This window comes from Candidatus Zixiibacteriota bacterium, from assembly GCA_021159005.1.
In the GTDB taxonomy this organism is placed as follows: domain Bacteria; phylum Zixibacteria; class MSB-5A5; order UBA10806; family 4484-95; genus JAGGSN01.
Genome location: JAGGSN010000057.1, coordinates 1 through 17180, shown reverse-complemented (window position 1 = coordinate 17180; position 17180 = coordinate 1). Strand labels below are relative to the sequence as shown.

Here is a 17180-nt window from a genome sequence, read left to right as displayed (position 1 = left end):
TTATTACCTTTGCCTGGGATCGATTAGCGAATGAATAACCGTAAAAATCGAACTCCAAATTGCCAGCAGAAATGATACCAAAAAAGTAATCCCCAAAATGGCGTTCAAGTCGCGAGTCTCATAAAACATCTTTAGGAATGTATAAATACCGTTTATATTAAAATACAGCTCAAGGATAATTATCCCAGATACCAATGCCGGCAATCGAGAACTTATAAATGATAATATTTTCCATAATATCTCAGGGCTGAGGTTTTTAAAAAAATTCCTACCCTGCCCGACTACGGCGGCGGCATAATCAGAATTCAGGACGTTTTTTATCTCGTCATTCAGGTTGTCCTTAAAATCGTTCAGGTTGTTATCGAAAAACGCCAGCGCCAACGCCGGCAATAGTATTGATGAAAATGCCTGTCCTTTTGACACAACCGCTAATATTATCGCCCCGATTAATATAGGCCAGCTTGAGAAAAACCGAATGACCATAGAGCCGGATTTAGACCAAATGCTGAATGGATACCTCCAAAAGATGTATGACCAAAACAGACTTATCACAATGACAACCGCTATTGCAATAAATGTTATTGTCCCGGTAGTGGCGATAGCTCCCCAGAGATATGGCGCCACCGGCTGATTGCTTAAAGCCCAGCCGCCGGCAATGCCAAAATCAAAATTGAAATACAAGCGGCTAAGCCAACTGAGTATCCCTGGCCCTTCGTAATTAGCAATAATTTCGCCGCCAACAAATTTGAAAGCCAGCCATACAACAATAGTAACAACCGCCGGCACAACCGCAATTTTAATTAGTATGAAAAAGTATTTCTTAAGCAGATTATTCATCTGTGTTTCCAAGTTTCACTATAGTTATCAAACGCGCCTGGTAATTCAGAGGGCGTATGCAATACGCCCCTATGCGCTGAGCTTTTTTATGGCTCGACATTAACAAAAGAAATTCCTATAAATAATGATTATCAAACTGCGTTCAGCAAAGACTTTCTAACGCCAATCCCAAACACTATTCAGCTTTTTTCTTCCACTGGTCGATAGTGCTGAAAAAGTAAAACGGCATAATATTGACATCTTCAAGCTCCATCCTGACATAACTCCACTTCAACAGATTCCAGAGAAATAAGGCAGGCGGGTCATCATGCAGAAGCTGGTGAATCTCTTTGCCGATATTCTGCTGTTCCTGGGGCACCGATGACTTACTCAATTGCGCAAATGCTTTGTCAACTTTAGAATTGGAATAACCGCCATAGTTGCGTCCGCCGTTTCGACGGATAGCACTTGATGAGAAATACGGCTCGATATCAAAATTATCGTCAAAAGTGATTTCCATATAAATCAACTGAAAATCGCCTTTCTCCAAAGCTCGAACGTAGCCCTCCATAGGCAGGTATTCGATTTTGGAATTGATGCCGCCGCTATATAAATAGGAATTAACGGCCTCAAGGGCATCCCTGAGATTTTCACGTTCGCCGGCGGCGGTTATGAATGTTTTCAGCGAAAGCTTCCATTGCTTGTTGTCCTTTTTATTCATAACCTTGCCGTTATTCACCGTTAGCAAACCGGACTTCCTGAAAAGAGAATGCGCTTTTTCGGGGCTGTAGACCCATGAGGGAACTTTATAATTGAAAAAATGACTGGCGGGAGAATACGGTCCTGTCAATACGAGAGTCGAATCACCGAAATATTTCTTATCATAGATATCATTTCTCGAAATAATGTGCTGAAGCCCATTTCTTATGTCGATATTTTTCAACACCGGATCATTTGTATTAATCAAAATCATAGCGACTGTGTTGGTGTTAACCGGTTTGCTGATAATACGGGGTTTTGAGCTTAACTCGGGATTAAATTCCATGCCCGGAAGTATATCCACCACGCCGTCTAAGATATTGGGAATCCAAGCCGCTTTGCTCCACCAGTACATTAGTTTTACTCGGTCTATCAACGGACGGCCAGCCGCAATAGTGCTATAGTTTGGATTTTTAATGAAGTAGTAAGAATTACGCGATATCGATATATTATCCAGTCCATATGGTCCTGCCCCCATTGGATGTTCGCAAAAATAGCTGAATTTTTTAGATGTATCCAGCTTTTTGCTGGGAAGAATAAAAATATTAGCTAATAGCCGCTCGGGATGCGCAACTTTCCGTTCAAATTTAAAGATAATGCTGTTTGGAGCCTCACCGGGATTTACCGACTTGATAAGTTCAAGACGCCGGCGAGTGTCGTCTATTTCAGTGTATTTTTTGGTGAATGTTAATATTACATCATCAACGGTTATCTCAGAGGAATCCGGCCACTTCAGATTGTTTTTCAACATCACCAGCGCCCCCTTGCCATCGTCTATGCTTTTCGGCAAGCCTTGAGCCATTTGAGGAATGATATTGCCTTGAGGGTCCCAGCTGTAAAGAGCATCAAAGATTAATTCGTCAATCCTGAAAACTTGAAGGTCGTTAGCCGAAATCGGATTGAGATTGCGCTGCGGTTTGTTCAATTCATAATAAACCATCTCCGTTCCAAATTGAGCCATAACGGAACCGGCTATCAAACAAAGTATTAATGCTGCCGCCAAAATTTGGATGTTTGCTTTCATTGATTTCATACGCTCCTCAAAAATATTTGCATAGAAGTTTATAGTTCTGCATTGTCTCATAAAGCCCTATCGCATAGGGATAATAACGCGTTATATTAAACGATACCAAGGTAACTATGGAAATCTGCGATCCTTCCTCCAGCCCCACCCGGGCATAAAGCGCCAGCCATTCCGGAGAATTATTCCTCACCGATAAGTCAACGCGGCCAATATTATTTAATTGGCTGAAAGATTCTACCGGACCGGCAACATTATATATCGCCCCAGAAAGGAAAATACTGCTCTGCCAATATATTATCTCCGGCAAATCGTTAATGTTTTTTCTAACATCATTGATTTCACCGTTTATCAATTTTGTCATTTCGGGAGAATAATCATTCTCAGGCTTATCTGATAAAAGTTTCAGGAAAGCCGCCCTCGAAATCGGGTTATGAAGCTGTTTAAAAATATCAGAAGTGTTTTGATTGTCTTCAATATGCGATAAAATGAATGTCAGCTCTTTATCGAAAGAACCGGGAAGACTGTCTGTTTCAGATGCCTCAAACGGTGAATCGATTTCGGGCGCGCTTAGCTTTTTAATCTGCGATAAAGCCTTTAAAGCTACGGCACTTGGCGGATTTATTGCCGCATAGCCGCTATTAAGCAGATAGATTAGCAGCATTTCATCAACTTGTTTCCGTATATATAAGTTTATTGGCAGATACAATTTTTGCGCTAAAGTGGAATCGCCTATAACGAGATTCTCGGTGAAAGAAGGGGGCGGATAAGCTGTATCAAAAGGGGCATAATCAGGAATAGTCTCCCAAGCTTTGACAACCTCGCCCGAAAGCGCCAGCGCATAAGAGTAGGCATACCTTAATGGCAATTGCTCTAACCCTTTCGATTTTTTTGATATGTTATCAATCCAGTAATTCGGGTCATATGCTCTATCCATCGAGACAATCGATAGAAAACTCTTTCCCGTTGGAGTCTTAATATCGCCCGTTTTTATTAAATCATCCAGCTTACCTTGCCAATCAACCGACATAACAGTTAACAGCGTTGTTTTAATTTCATTAACTTCAGGGGGAATATCCTTATTTGTTTTATCTATTAAATCACACAGGAACAATACAGAATCGCTGCAGCCATCGAAGTAGTGAGCAATGGCGGCGTTAATTATATTGCCCGGCGAGCATTTCTTGGTTTCACATTTTTCATGACAGGCAGCGAAATAAGATTTTGCCAGCGCCTTTTGAAATTTAAACAGCTGAGCATTAAACGAGGCTTGATAATAACCGTTTTCCAGAATCCTCAAGCTGTCAACAGCAGTCAAGCTGTCGGCATTGAGTATGCGGGATATGTTTCCGGCATAATAAGAGCCAAAACTTGCCAGGTCTTGTTTGGCGGATGACTTATCTTTTCTTTCCCCGCATGACGCTAAAATAACGCAAATTATAAAAGCGGCGGACAATCTTCTGATTAGCATATTAAACAGCCTAATATTGACCAACATCGTCTCTCAAGCTAAGCGCAAATTTATAAAGATCCGTATTGTTGAGTTTCTGGTTTGTAAGCATTGTCAACCCTTCGCTTAAATAAAGGTCTGCCTTGTTGCGGAATTCCGCCTCGCGTTCATGATTTACACCTATCTGGGTTTCGCACAAATAAGCGTAAGTTTCTCCCACTTTTATTTTTACTAAGGCAGAGAAAACATCACCCTTGATATAAGCCTCGTAACGCTGGGCATTTTCTAAGAATGTAAGCGCGCTGTCAAGAATTGCCCGATTGTATCGCCCATATTTATCACCCGAAAGGTGAATCGCGCAATCGGCGCTGTACAGCCAGAAATCAGCCCGAGCAGACCACCGTCTCATGCTAGTTAATTTATTGTAGTCATCTAAAGCCGAACGGTAGTTTTTATCCTTATATAAATTGAAAGCGCTGTTTATAATCAGATGAGTCGTATCATCCGAATTTTCCTCGACTGCTTTGATAGGAACAGGCGCGTCAGATTTAAATTCCATCTCGGGAGTTTCAATAACAGATATCACAGGCGGCAAAGGTTGTTTCTTTTTAGGGCGGGGACGCCTTGCTCTCGTCTTCTTTTTCACTATTTCAAAGGTTTTGTTGTAATCCAAACTGGCTATATCAACGCTTTCCGTTTTTCGATTGTATCTTTTTCCCTCCAATTGCACATAAACTAAATCATGCAGACGTACCGTATTGGATGGAACAGCTAAGATGCCATCTGAACCGGTGGTTCCGATTTTCTCGCCGGCCACATAAATATCAACCCCCTTAACCGGTTTGTTGGAGATGCTGTCAATTGTAGTGAATGTTATATCGGCAAAGGGTCTTAGCATCGTGAGAGGAACCATCACCGGATTAATGCCCAGCAAACGTTTGACTTCTAATTCCTGATAATCGTCTATTGTCGCTTTTATTGATATGGTCTTGCCCTCATCGCTGGCAGAATAAATATATTGATATTCGCCAAGCGAATCTGTGGAAGCAACAAATATATCATCAATAAATATTTCAACTCCCGCAAGCGGGTCGCCGACAGAATCCTGCGCTTGAATCGTCAGGATAACTTTTTCTTCTTTTAAAACCTCTTTCAAAAGAAAAAACAGCACCAATACCGTAACTATTAGTATTACAGCCAGTACGATTCCGGTAAACGAAACGCCTCCGCGCGTGTTATTTAATGATAATTTTCTTTTCTTTTTCATATTAAACATAGATTCATCTCCAAAAAGTATGCATTATTATCGCCCTCAGGCTCTAAGTTATTTAAGTTTATATGATTGACGGCCATATTTTTCTATTTGATTTTCAGCTAACCATTTTTTTATCGCCTGTTTTATTTCATCCTTTTTAACATCCGAGGCATTTTCGCCAAGAGATTCTTGCACATAGCTTTTAACATCATCAAATTTAAACGGACGGTCACTGAAATTAGTTCGCCAGTGGTTTAAAAACGAGGATATGCTCCAGCCATGCTTTTCAATTATTCCGGAACCCGGATTGAATCCCTCAAAAGGTCCCAGCTCAAAAGGACCGTTTAACCAGGCCTCAATATATTTCAACTGTATTATGCCAAGATTCTGGCTCTTGCCGGATTCATATTTTAAAGGCATTTCATGTTCAATATAATACTGAGCTCTAATATTCAATGTGTAATCGTAGTCCGGTTCGAGTCCTTTATCCTCAATATAAAAATATTGGCCGTCAACAACTAAATGATTGCCGGGATCGTCGGGTTCCAAAGAGATTTTTATTGGATATCGAGGCGGCTCTTGAGTCGACAAATCAACAACTTTGCCGTAAAAAGCGGTATTATCCTCATAAGGACTCATTTGTAGGACGGGGTCTTTGCCCTTTATAAAAACTCCACAACTTGTAATCATTAAAATTGCAACAACAATGCAAACATTTTGGATAATATATACTTTTCTCACTTTTTCGTCCGCTCCCTAAGATTAAGTTATTAAATGATTGAAGCCTAATAACCGTGTACTAATTAAAAACCAGTTATTTGACAATTGTAACTCTTTCCCAATTTGATGATTATAAAGTCTCAATCAGTTGTGAGTCAAGGTATTTTTTCAAAAGATTCCACTGCTGTCCGGCTTTTTGTCCGCCTCAGGCGAACATCTTAATGCATGCCAAACGGATTGTTGATAAAAGGTAATATTAAAGAATTTGATAAGAGCGGTTAGTAGATCAGATATTTCTGTCTGACATAGACAGACAGAAATGCCTGTCCTGCCAATGGCTTATAAATTATATTAATTTTTGAAAATTTCCTTTTTATTGGCCATATTTCAACCTGACTCTTTGTTAACAGTCTGAATAGTCGGGGCTGGAAAATCTCGACTATACTAAGTGGTTATATTAATAATCAAAACTTAATAGCCCCGATTTTCCAGTCGGGTCGGGTTTTGTCAACGACATGGTATGAACAACCTGCTGTTTCCGTAAATAGATGAGAGAACTCCTGTTAAAAATTTTTCTTGACATGCCTTTGAAGTTGTAGTTATTTCGATGCTGATGAAGATTGAAATTAGAGAAATTACGCCCGAGGGAAATGATTTTCATTTCTCTGAATCGGCAGAGGAAATGGATATATCGGTTACAGGCGTTAAGTTCCCCATGCCGATAGAAGTTGACTTGAGCATTGTTCTCTCCGGCGATGAGTTAATCTGTCAGGGAGAAGTGCATACTGATGTTGAAGTGGAATGCAGCCGATGTCTTGAAATATTCGATCTCCCGGTACGGGAAAGACTGCAATTTGTAGTTCAAATGACAGATTCACCGATAATGAATTCGGATGAGGATAATGATGAATTTGAGATGATTCCGAAAACCCAGACTTTTATTGATATTTCTGATAGAGTGCGTGATTCAATAGTTTTACAAATATCAATGAAACCATTATGCAGTGAGGACTGCAAAGGTTTGTGTCCCATGTGCGGCATTAATCTAAATGAGGAAGAATGCAATTGCATGCCCGACAAAACAGATGAACGATGGGAAACTTTAAAGAATCTTTATGACGATCAATTCGAATAGAAATTATTAACTGTAAGGAGATAAAATGCCCCTTCCAAAAAGACGACATTCAAAAGCGCGCGGCGCCAAAAGACGAACCAATTGGGTTTTAACTGCGCCTAATGTAATGGAGTGTCCTCATTGCCATGAGAAAAAACTGCCGCACCAGATTTGCCCAAGCTGCGGCTGGTACAATGGCCGCGAAGTTATTGCCGTTACTCAAGAATAGATAAATGGGTAAAGCTGATTCTAAAATCAGGATAGCTATCGATGCCATGGGCGGTGACAACGCCCCTTTTTCAATTGTAGCTGGCGTGGTGATGTGTTATCGTGTGCTGCAGCCGCATGTGCATTTGATATTGGTTGGCAATGCCGAAAGGATTCAACGCGAACTCGAAAGCTTAAAATCCGAAAAACTACCAATTGAAATTGTTGATGCCCCTGAGATTATCGACATGAGCGACAGTCCGATTGATGCGGTCAGACATAAAAAGAAATCGTCTATAAATGTAGGCTTAACTCTTCAAAAAGAAGGTAAAGTCGATGCTTTCGTTTCTGCCGGTAATACCGGCGCAGTGATGACAGCCTCACTGTTTACATTAGGACGTTTAAAGGGCGTAAGCCGGCCGGCAATTGCAGCTTTATTCCCCAGTGAGGAAGGTGTGGTCTTAGTCCTTGATGTAGGCGCTAATTCGGACTGTAAGGCTCATCATCTTTACCAGTTTGGAATAATGGGCAGTTTATATTCAAGATTCATTTTAAAAGTAAAAAACCCCAAAGTCGGTTTGCTTTCAATTGGAGAGGAACAGTCTAAAGGAAATGAATTGACTATTGCTTCACATAAAATGCTTGATAATTCAGGCTTGAATTTTTGCGGCAATGTCGAGGGACGCGATATCCTTAAAGGCACCGCCGATGTTGTTGTGTGCGATGGTTTTGTCGGCAATGTTGTGCTGAAATTCGCCGAATCTACCAGCAGTTTCATGAGCAATCGAATCAAGCAGAAGATTCACGGCAATCCGATTGCTGCTTTGGGTGCGCTTTTAATGAAAGGCGCTTTCAGAAGCTTCAAGCAGTCATTGGATTCGGCAGACCATGGCGGGGCGGTACTTCTGGGAATAAACGGCGTTTGCATTATCGGCCACGGCAATTCATCTCCCAAGGCGATAAAAAATGCTATCTTGGTAGCAGTGGATATAGTGCGCAAAGATGTTAATAATGTTATTCAAGAAAAATTAAATGCTAATAATCTTAATAAAGATAAGACTAATACTGATATTCCAAAAACAGTATCATGAAAGATACGATTTAATAACTCTGAGGATGAAATATTGACAATATTTTTCAAAATTAGCTTTACTTGGGAATTGATTATTGTGGAGCTTTAAATGAAATCGTTTTTATTTCCCGGACAGGCATCGCAGTATGTCGGAATGGGCAGTGATTTATACAATAATTTCCCTATAGCTCAAGAATATTTCGATAAAGCGGATGATATACTTCAGCTCGACCTCAAAAATGCCTGCTTTAACGGGCCTGATGAAAAATTAGTGCGTACAGAATATACTCAACCGGCAATTTTTACGCATTCTGTTATAATTGACGTTTTGCTGAAAAAGGCTGGTATAAAACCTGATATTGCCGCTGGTCATAGTCTTGGGGAATATTCGGCTTTGGTTTCCGCCGGCGTATTTTCTTTCGAGGAGGGGCTGAAAGCCGTGGGTTTGCGTTCCCGTTTGATGCAGAAATGCTGTGATGACAACCCCGGCACAATGGCGGCGATTATTGGCTTAACATTAGATCAGGTTAATGAAGTAATAAAAGATATTGATGATGTTGTGCCGGCAAATTTCAATTCGCCCGCCCAGACAGCTATTTCAGGCGTAAAAAAGGCAGTTGAGACTGCTTGCGGCAGATTAAAAGAAAACGGCGCTAAAAAGACTATTATGCTGGCTGTCGGCGGCGCTTACCATTCGCCTTTGATGAAGCATGCAAAGGACGAGATGACCGATTTCATCGAAACGCTTAAGTTTAATAAGTTTGCTTTCCCGGTTATCGCTAATGTTTCTGCCCAACCTGTAGATGACCCCGCTACAATGAAACAACTGCTGTGCGAGCAAATAACATCGCCGGTATTATGGCACCCTACTATCGAGAAGATGTATGATATGGGGGTTGAAGATTTCTATGAGATTGGTCCCGGTAAAGTTCTGTTAGGGCTGCTAAAAAGATCATCAAAAGGGAAACAATATACAGGGATTGGCGTTGATAGCATAAAGCATCTTGAAAATATTACTGGAGTAAAAGTTGAGTAATTTAACAGGCTTTGAGGGAATTTCGGGCAAAACCGCTTTGATTACCGGTTCGGCAAGAGGCATAGGGCTTGCTATAGCCGAAAGAATCGGACAACTCGGCGCAAACATTATAGTGTCTGATATTTTGGAGCAGGAAGCAAATGAAGCGGCGAGCAAATTAAAAGAGCAGGGCATCAATGCCGTTTCAGTTGCCGGCGATATTTCAAACCCTGAGGATGTAAACAGGCTTTTTAAAACGGCAGCAGACTCATTTGGCGGAATCGATATTCTTGTCAATAATGCCGGGATTACCCGCGATAATCTGCTTGTTCGTTTGGATGAGAAAGCCTGGGATTCGGTGATGAATGTTAACTTGAAAGGCTCGTTTTTATGCATTAAAGCCGCCGCGCGGGCAATGATGAAAAAAAGATACGGGCGAATCGTAAATATCTCATCGATTGTTGGGCTGATTGGCAATGCCGGTCAGGCTAACTATGCCGCTTCGAAAGCAGGCTTGATAGCGCTGACCAAATCTGCCGCCAAGGAGTTGGGCGCCAGAGGCATCACTGTAAATGCAATCGCTCCGGGTTATATTCAAACCGAAATGACCGAAAATCTCTCCCAAGATGTTAAAGACGCTTTCTTGAATGTTATTCCCTTAAAGAAACCCGGCGTTCCTAAGGATATTGCCAGTCTTGTTTTATTTTTGATTTCGGATGCCGCCTCGTATATTACCGGTCAGGTGATAAATGTCGATGGCGGAATGGTTATGTAAATTGTAGTAATTTGAACATATGTTAAGGAGGAAATAATGGCTTCTATCGAAGAAAGAGTAAAGAATATTATTGTTGATAGTTTAAATGTCGACGCTGAGAAAGTTACCCCTAATGCCAGTTTTGTTGATGATCTTGATGCTGATTCACTTGATCAGGTTGAATTGATTTTGGCTCTCGAAGAGGAATTCGATTGTCAGATTCCTGAGGATGAAGCGGCAAAGATTACCAATGTTGGCGAAGCTATCGAATATTTAAATAAAAATCTTTAATTTAAAGCAAGATACAGCTTATGAGAAACCAAGTAGTTATAACCGGCATGGGGTTGGTGTCTCCGATTGGCAATACGCTTGATGAATTCCGGGACAGCCTTTTAAACGGCAAGTCCGGAATAGGATTAACCACCAAGTGCGATTGCTCTGAGCTGACTTCCAAAATATCGGGTGAGGTCAAAGGATTCGACCCGCTTGATTTCATGACCAAGAAAGAAAGCCGACGCGTAGATTTGTCGCAGCAGTACGCAATTGCCGCGGCGCACATGGCTTATGATGATTCCGGATTAGGTCAGGGCAATTATGATTCCAATCGCGCTGGCGTTGTTATTGGTTCTGGTATCGGGGGAATTATAACATTTGAAAACCAGCATTCACTTGTAGTTGAAGGCAAAGCTAATAGGATTTCTCCATTTTTTATCCCTATGATGATTGCCGACATGTCAGCCGGAATGGTATCGATTCGGCTTGGATTTAAAGGGCCAAATTATGCGGCAGTATCCGCCTGCGCCTCCGGTTCAAATGCAATCGGGGATGCTTTCCAGATTATTCAGCGCGGCAGCGCCGATATCATGATTACTGGCGGCACAGAGGCGGCAATTACCGTAACCGCCATAGCCGGATTCTGCAACGCTAAGGCTTTATCAACAAGAAATGACGCTCCCGAAAAAGCCTCGCGACCATTCGATAAAGATAGAGATGGTTTTATTATTAGCGAAGGCTCCGGTATTATTGTCCTCGAAAATGAGGAACATGCCCGCAAGCGCGGCGCTAAAATCTACGGTGAAATGGTAGGCTTGGGTATGTCCGCTGATGCTTTTCATATGACAGCCCCCTCTCCTGATGGAGACGGCGCCGCCAGAAGCATGCAGGCCGCTATTGCTGATGCCGGTATCAGCAAAGATGATATTAACTATATTAATACACATGGCACATCCACCGGACTTGGCGATATTGCCGAATGTCTGGCTATTCAAAAAGTCTTTGGCGATAGAGCTAAAAAAATCCCGTGTAATTCAACCAAGTCTATGACTGGCCATCTGCTGGGCGCTACCGGAGCCGTAGAGGTAATTGCCAGCTTACTTCAGATGAAAAACAAGAAGCTGCATCCTACTACAAATCATGAAAACCCGGAAGAGCAGTGCGATTTGTATTTTGTTCATGATGGTCCGATTGACTATGAAATTGAATATATGTTGTCCAATTCCTTTGGCTTCGGAGGACATAACATATCGCTTTTATTAAAAAATATAGCTAATGGCATTTGAATTTGAGGTTTCTAAAGCGATTATTTGGTAAGAAAGTTGACTCTATAAGTAAATTAGAGGAGGAGATAAGCTACCGGTTCAAGGATCGAGAGTTGATAGAAACGGCATTAAGACATAGATCTTCCTTGAAAGATACGGGCTTAGTCTCAAACGAACGGCTTGAATTTTTAGGCGATGCCGTATTGGGTATGATAGTCTCAAACTTCCTTTATAAAAAAAATCGAAATCTTTATGAGGGCGACCTAACACGCATGAAAGCCGCTCTTGTCAATGAGGTGATTCTATCGAGAGCGGCGTTGTCGTTTAATCTTGGTGATTATTTGTATTTAAGCGTCGAGGAAGATAAATCCGGCGGCAGAACCAAACTCTCGATAACTGCGGATGCCATGGAGGCGCTGATTGGCGCGGTTTTCCTTGATGGCGATATTAAAGCGGCTGAAAATCTTATAAAAAAGTATCTTCTAAATGATTATCTGAAAACCATCGATGATGAAAAACTTCATAACTATAAAGGCGAACTCTTAGAATATCTTCAAGCAAGAGGGAAAAGCATGCCCTATTATAAAGTGGTAGATGAAATCGGTCCTGACCACGATAAAATATTCAAAGTAAGCGTAATCATCAATAATGACACGTACGGTGAAGGACAAGGCAAATCCAAAAAGGAAGCTGAACAACATGCCGCTTGCCATGCGCTTAAAACGATTAACAACAAACAATAATAATGGCAATTATAATCGGCATAGTAATTTTTCTTTTTATTATCTGCTTATATCTACTGTTTAATCCTTTAATATTATCATTTAATTTTATCATACGGGACACATTCTCGGGTGCCGTTGCCGTAAGATTTGCTCCTTTCGAATATAAGTATGTTTTCAGCAAGAAGAAAACCGAAACCAAAAAAGAAATAAAGGAGATTGCCCAAAGAGAAAAAACTGCAAAACCGATAAAAAGACGAAAGAAAATATCATACCTGCAGATAGCGATTAATGAATTTGAGATAATCAAGCACGTTCTGCTTGAAGTTTGTAAATTTATTGGCAGGTTGTTAAAATTTCCCGACCGATATTTTTTGAATATATCGGTGCAGGGCAGCTTAGGCTCGCCGGATATGACCGGCGAAGCATACGGCGTGATAGAATCTATCAAGCCGATGCTTGGCGAATCGGTTTCCATTGCCTATCAGCCGGATTTTTTGAGCGGTTCGCTTAGCGCCAGTATTATCGCCGGAATGGAAACAAGAGTTAGCTGCCTTATAAAAGAGATGTTGATTTTTACCTGGAAATTGCCCAAATTAGGGATAATAAGAATAATAAGAAAACTAAGAAAAGGAGGCTGAAATGCCCAACAAACTTCAAGAACTACTGTCATCAATAATGGTTGAACTTAAGCATATTGCCGCAACCGAAACGATTATCGGCAAGGAAGTAACCATAGGCGGGAAAACAGTTGTTCCCGTATCACGCATAATGGTAGGTTTTGGCGTAGGAGGCGGCGAGGGTTCATCTGAAAAGCAGGGTGAGGGCTTTGGCGGAGGCGGCGGAGGCGGCGCGCGAGTCGAACCGGTTGGTTTTATTGTTATCGATGGCGACAATGTGTCATTTTTACCCACTAAGCCAGGCAAGTTCGAGGGGTTGGTCGAGGCTATCCCCAGCGTATTGGATAAATTTAAAGGCTTAAAAAAGAATAAAGATAAAGGCAACGACAAGGGGAAAACGGAAGAGGAGTAGATATAAATGAACATCGCAATTCTAATTAAACAAACACCGCAGATTTCCGAGGTTGAAGTAGTCGATAAAGCCGAGTGGCCGGATGATGAAGTTATTGTCAACCCTTTCGATGAGTATGCTCTTGAGGAGGCATTGCGGATTAAAGAAGCTCACGACGGCAAAACAATCGCTATTTCCTATGGAACAGAAAATGCCGCAGCCGCCCTTCGCGCAGCGTTGGCCTTAGGTATTGATGAAGCCTACCTTATCGCGGATGACAGTTATACATATCTCGACCCGCAGAAAGCTTCGAAAGTGCTGGCTAAAGCGGTTGAGAAAATCGGCGATATACAGATGGTTCTTACCGGCAAACAGGCTACCGATGACGACTCGGCATTGATGGCACCCTCTATTGCCGGTCATCTCGATTGGCCGCAGACCAGCTTTGTTAAAAAATTCGATTCTGTCGCCCCCGATAAAGTAGTCTGTTTTAGAACAACCGATGAAGGCTATGATAAGGTGGAAACGCCTTTACCGGCTGTGTTTTCGGTGGTCAAGGAGATTAACGAACCGCGCTTACCATCGCTAAGGGGCAAGATGAAAGCCAAGAAAGCGAAAATTACCGCTTGGTCGCCCGCCGACCTCGGCATTGAATTAACCGGTTCCTTAGAACTAAAATCAGTCACTAAGCCGCCAGCCCGTCCCTCCGGCGAGATTCTTACCGGCGAAAAGGATGAGATTATCGATAAGTTGGTTGAAAAGCTTAAAGAACAGCAGGTTCTATAGGGCAATTCAGTAGATAATTTTCAAGCAATCAGTCGCCTCAGGATGTTGTCCGCTTGAAGTGTTCGCCTTAGGCAGACGTCCCTACGTGCTGATGTACATATAGTTGGGTTTATATTGCTAAAAAATCAACTGCAGAATCCCCGGTTAATTCCCTGTTTGCTTGATTGCGTGATTTTTGGGGTGGCTCATATAATAATCTGATAATATTTGCTGGTTATGTGATGGCATAAAGCTGAGATCGATAACCGATTCGAGCCGAGATGTATATGTTTTTTTACTGTCTGATTCATAATAGCCGGTTGATACTATATTAACAGTCGAATCGGCAATATTAATGTCATCCCATTCCACCTCAAAGCGGCCGCCATTGACATAAAACTGACGAGGCAAACTACCCGGTTTTTTTATACTATGGCATTCAATATGACCTTTAGCCGCCTTAATGCCCGCCATAGCCGCCTGTTCTGCCAGATTCAGGGGATTAAGCGGCTCGATGGCTGCAACTTGCATCGATTTCACATTTTGATCGGTGTTTATTGTAGACATTGATATGCCGCCCGCTAAGAGCATGACAAACAGGGCGACTACCATAATTATCGTATCGTTTTTATTGCTTCTTCTTTTAGTATTTCTTATCATTATTTTTCTTCTTTTAATCTTTGTGTGAAATATCTTTCATCATCTAATTTATTAAGACACCTACAGTTAATAACTACATGGCTATTAAACCGGCGTTTTTTATGTCATTCGATATGCCAATAACGCAAACATGATGCCAGAAACATTGGCGTTATTGTGAGTATATTGTAATATAGGTTTCAATTGAACAGATAGGATTAGAAATACTTTTATGATAAAGGCAATTATTATAAATGGTGAGGGAAGATATTAGTATTTACAGATTAATAAATATGCATAATATTGCATATAATCAGGGGACAAACTTGAATTGCAGATGTACGCCCAGCTGATTGCCGGTATATTCAAGTGGTAATGGCGGCGGCTTGGAGGACAAGACGGCTCGCAAAGCCGATTGGTCGAAAGCCGCAATGCCGGAGGATGTTTCGACAGTGGCATCCGCAAGATCGCCATTGCGGAGGATTGTAAAATAAACAAAACAGGATATCGTATCCATTCCCTGAAAGGGATTATCCCATCTATATTTAATTTTGGCAAACAGGATATTAAGATATGTCGGCGTCTCGAAACTTGCCCCCTCAAGTCGAACCGTGCCGAATTCACTGCCAAATTCGACGCCCTCCGGAAGTCCCAGTCTATCCTCATCAATACCGGATTTTTCCGCATTTTTTGATGTATTGTTTTTAGATGTCTCTGCCTGAGTTTTGGGTTTCTGTTTTGGTTTTTTTCGAGGCTGTCTTTTCTTCTTTTCGATTTCAGCTAAACGGGGTGCATCGGGTTTTTGTTCAACTTTTGTTTCGGCTTTTGGCTTGATGGCTTTAGCTTCCGTTTTGCCGGGTGTTTCTGTGCCGGCCGGTTTGCCTTTTGAGATAGGCGGCATCGAAACAAGGTCGACAGTCATTATGCGAGGGTAAGCATCCTTCTGAATCGCTTTTCCGCCAAATATAATATATATAAATACCAGCAGATGCAGAATCACGGAGATTACAATAGCATAGGTCAAAGTTTGCTCTCCGGTTCGGTTATAAGCCCTACATTCTGGATGCCGATTTTTTTAATTTTACTCATTATTTTCATGACAACACCATACGGCACGCTTTCATCGGCGCGGATATAAACCGGTCTGAATTTTTTAACTTCCCTAATTGTCTTTAGCCGCTTTTCGAATTGCTTTATCGGTATTTTATAATTATCGATATATATCTGCTGGTCTTTGGAGATTGAAACTACGATGCTGGCTGATACATCACGGGGAGATTCGCTGGACTTGGGCAGTTTTATATCGACACCAGACTGCATCATGGGCGCAGTAATCATGAATATAATCAATAATACCAGCACGACATCCACGAGATTGGTAACATTAATCTCAGCCATTGCATTATATTCTCGTTTAAACTTACGCAACTGTATTCAACTCCTTTTTGATAGCAGAAAATAGCTCCGACTTGAAATTATCGACCTCGCCGGCAACTCGTCTTAGCTTATTAACAAAAAAGTTATAAGCGATTAGGGCAGGGATAGCCGCCGCTAAGCCGGCTACAGTGGCAATTAACGCCTCCGCTATACCGGGCGCAACAACGGCAAGCGTTGCGGTTCCGCTTACCCCGATATTTGCAAACGACTCCATTATGCCCCAGACCGTCCCAAGAAGGCCTAAAAATGGCGAGGCATTAGCTGTGGTTGCCAAAAATATAACGTATTTTTCAAGCCGCATAAGTTCAGTGTTTCCGGCTCGGTCAATAGCTTCGGCTAACTGGTCTAAGCTATCATCATCAATAAGTATTTTTCCGTCTTTATTTTTTATTCCGGCAAGCGATTCCAATTCGATAAATGCAGCCCCATACATGACTGCCATTGGTGATTTCTTCATTCGGCTCAAACTCGAAAAGCTCTTTTCAAGGCTCTTGCGGCGCCTGAATTCCTTGAGAAAAGATTTGGATTCGGAAAACACCGCTTTGTATTCAAAGTATTTGTAAATGAGAATAGCCCATGATATTATCGAAAATAGAACAAGCACTAATAATACTATTTTCGCAAATACCGATGATTCGACTATAAGGTCTGTAATTCTCTTTCCGGCTACTACATCCGGCAATAATAATAATGTAAATAGTTTATCCAATCATTACTCCTTTTTTTGAAGGCATTTTAGGTTAGCAAGCCAATTATGTCAAGGTTATAATGATCAGGAGTTTCCCCGTTTTTTCAAAAACTATGATTTCCACTTATTGAAAATGTTAACCCTATGAAACATACTATACTATAAAGATTTTACCGGAATTTTCGGGGAAACTCCTG

General features: G+C 41.5%; 20 protein-coding genes. 11 read left to right on the top strand and 9 right to left on the bottom strand.

Annotated elements, in window-relative coordinates; translation table 11 throughout:
• Positions 1-3: 3 nt before the first annotated feature.
• The 5 genes from J7K40_03760 to J7K40_03740 form a co-directional block, all read right to left on the bottom strand.
• On the bottom strand, positions 4-837 hold the full coding sequence (locus J7K40_03760; GenBank protein MCD6161515.1) for an ABC transporter permease subunit: 834 nt from the start codon (positions 835-837) through the stop codon (positions 4-6).
• A 175-nt stretch (positions 838-1012) separates the two neighbouring features.
• Positions 1013-2599, bottom strand: coding sequence for an ABC transporter substrate-binding protein (locus tag J7K40_03755; GenBank protein ID MCD6161514.1), 1587 nt, complete (start codon positions 2597-2599; stop codon positions 1013-1015).
• Between the two features lie 16 nt (positions 2600-2615).
• Positions 2616-4067, bottom strand: a complete 1452-nt coding sequence (locus tag J7K40_03750) for a hypothetical protein (protein ID MCD6161513.1) — start codon at positions 4065-4067, stop codon at positions 2616-2618.
• A 10-nt stretch (positions 4068-4077) separates the two neighbouring features.
• Positions 4078-5322, bottom strand: a complete 1245-nt coding sequence (locus J7K40_03745; GenBank protein MCD6161512.1) for a hypothetical protein — start codon at positions 5320-5322, stop codon at positions 4078-4080.
• A gap of 48 nt (positions 5323-5370) precedes the next feature.
• Complete coding sequence (locus tag J7K40_03740; protein MCD6161511.1) at positions 5371-5940, bottom strand: hypothetical protein; 570 nt, start codon at positions 5938-5940, stop codon at positions 5371-5373.
• 694 nt (positions 5941-6634) lie between these two features.
• On the opposite strand from J7K40_03740, the gene J7K40_03735 reads away from it, so the two are divergent.
• From J7K40_03735 to J7K40_03685, 11 genes are all read left to right on the top strand, one after another.
• Complete coding sequence (locus J7K40_03735; GenBank protein ID MCD6161510.1) at positions 6635-7156, top strand: DUF177 domain-containing protein; 522 nt, start codon at positions 6635-6637, stop codon at positions 7154-7156.
• Positions 7157-7181: 25 nt separating this feature from the next.
• Complete coding sequence (rpmF, locus tag J7K40_03730; protein MCD6161509.1) at positions 7182-7364, top strand: 50S ribosomal protein L32; 183 nt, start codon at positions 7182-7184, stop codon at positions 7362-7364.
• Between the two features lie 25 nt (positions 7365-7389).
• Positions 7390-8433 (top strand): phosphate acyltransferase PlsX, encoded by a 1044-nt coding sequence (gene plsX / locus J7K40_03725; protein ID MCD6161508.1) that lies wholly within the window; start codon positions 7390-7392, stop codon positions 8431-8433.
• Between the two features lie 90 nt (positions 8434-8523).
• Positions 8524-9450 (top strand): ACP S-malonyltransferase, encoded by a 927-nt coding sequence (gene fabD, locus J7K40_03720; protein ID MCD6161507.1) that lies wholly within the window; start codon positions 8524-8526, stop codon positions 9448-9450.
• Positions 9451-9469: 19 nt separating this feature from the next.
• Positions 9470-10204, top strand: coding sequence for a 3-oxoacyl-[acyl-carrier-protein] reductase (gene fabG, locus J7K40_03715; protein ID MCD6161506.1), 735 nt, complete (start codon positions 9470-9472; stop codon positions 10202-10204).
• Positions 10205-10240: 36 nt separating this feature from the next.
• A complete protein-coding gene (locus J7K40_03710; GenBank protein ID MCD6161505.1) occupies positions 10241-10474 on the top strand; it encodes an acyl carrier protein in 234 nt (77 codons plus the stop codon).
• A 20-nt stretch (positions 10475-10494) separates the two neighbouring features.
• On the top strand, positions 10495-11742 hold the full coding sequence (fabF, locus tag J7K40_03705) for a beta-ketoacyl-ACP synthase II (protein MCD6161504.1): 1248 nt from the start codon (positions 10495-10497) through the stop codon (positions 11740-11742).
• A gap of 2 nt (positions 11743-11744) precedes the next feature.
• Positions 11745-12464, top strand: a complete 720-nt coding sequence (gene rnc, locus J7K40_03700) for a ribonuclease III (GenBank protein ID MCD6161503.1) — start codon at positions 11745-11747, stop codon at positions 12462-12464.
• A gap of 2 nt (positions 12465-12466) precedes the next feature.
• A complete protein-coding gene (locus J7K40_03695) occupies positions 12467-13084 on the top strand; it encodes a hypothetical protein (protein ID MCD6161502.1) in 618 nt (205 codons plus the stop codon).
• A gap of 1 nt (position 13085) precedes the next feature.
• The gene (locus J7K40_03690) at positions 13086-13475 is read left to right on the top strand and encodes a sporulation protein (protein MCD6161501.1); all 390 of its coding nucleotides are present in this window, start codon (positions 13086-13088) and stop codon (positions 13473-13475) included.
• A 6-nt stretch (positions 13476-13481) separates the two neighbouring features.
• Positions 13482-14240, top strand: a complete 759-nt coding sequence (locus J7K40_03685; GenBank protein MCD6161500.1) for an electron transfer flavoprotein subunit beta/FixA family protein — start codon at positions 13482-13484, stop codon at positions 14238-14240.
• Between the two features lie 144 nt (positions 14241-14384).
• Here J7K40_03685 and J7K40_03680 read toward each other — a convergent pair whose 3' ends face one another.
• The 4 genes from J7K40_03680 to J7K40_03665 form a co-directional block, all read right to left on the bottom strand.
• Entirely contained in the window at positions 14385-14879 is a 495-nt protein-coding gene (locus J7K40_03680; GenBank protein ID MCD6161499.1) for a hypothetical protein, read from the bottom strand.
• A 292-nt stretch (positions 14880-15171) separates the two neighbouring features.
• Positions 15172-15882: a cell envelope integrity protein TolA gene (locus J7K40_03675; GenBank protein ID MCD6161498.1), complete on the bottom strand. Its 711-nt coding sequence runs from the start codon at positions 15880-15882 to the stop codon at positions 15172-15174.
• Positions 15879-16286 (bottom strand): biopolymer transporter ExbD, encoded by a 408-nt coding sequence (locus J7K40_03670; protein ID MCD6161497.1) that lies wholly within the window; start codon positions 16284-16286, stop codon positions 15879-15881. The genes J7K40_03675 and J7K40_03670 overlap by 4 nt, the downstream gene beginning before the upstream one ends.
• A complete protein-coding gene (locus J7K40_03665; GenBank protein ID MCD6161496.1) occupies positions 16279-17004 on the bottom strand; it encodes a MotA/TolQ/ExbB proton channel family protein in 726 nt (241 codons plus the stop codon). Before J7K40_03665 ends, J7K40_03670 begins: the two co-directional genes overlap by 8 nt.
• Positions 17005-17180: the final 176 nt, after the last annotated feature.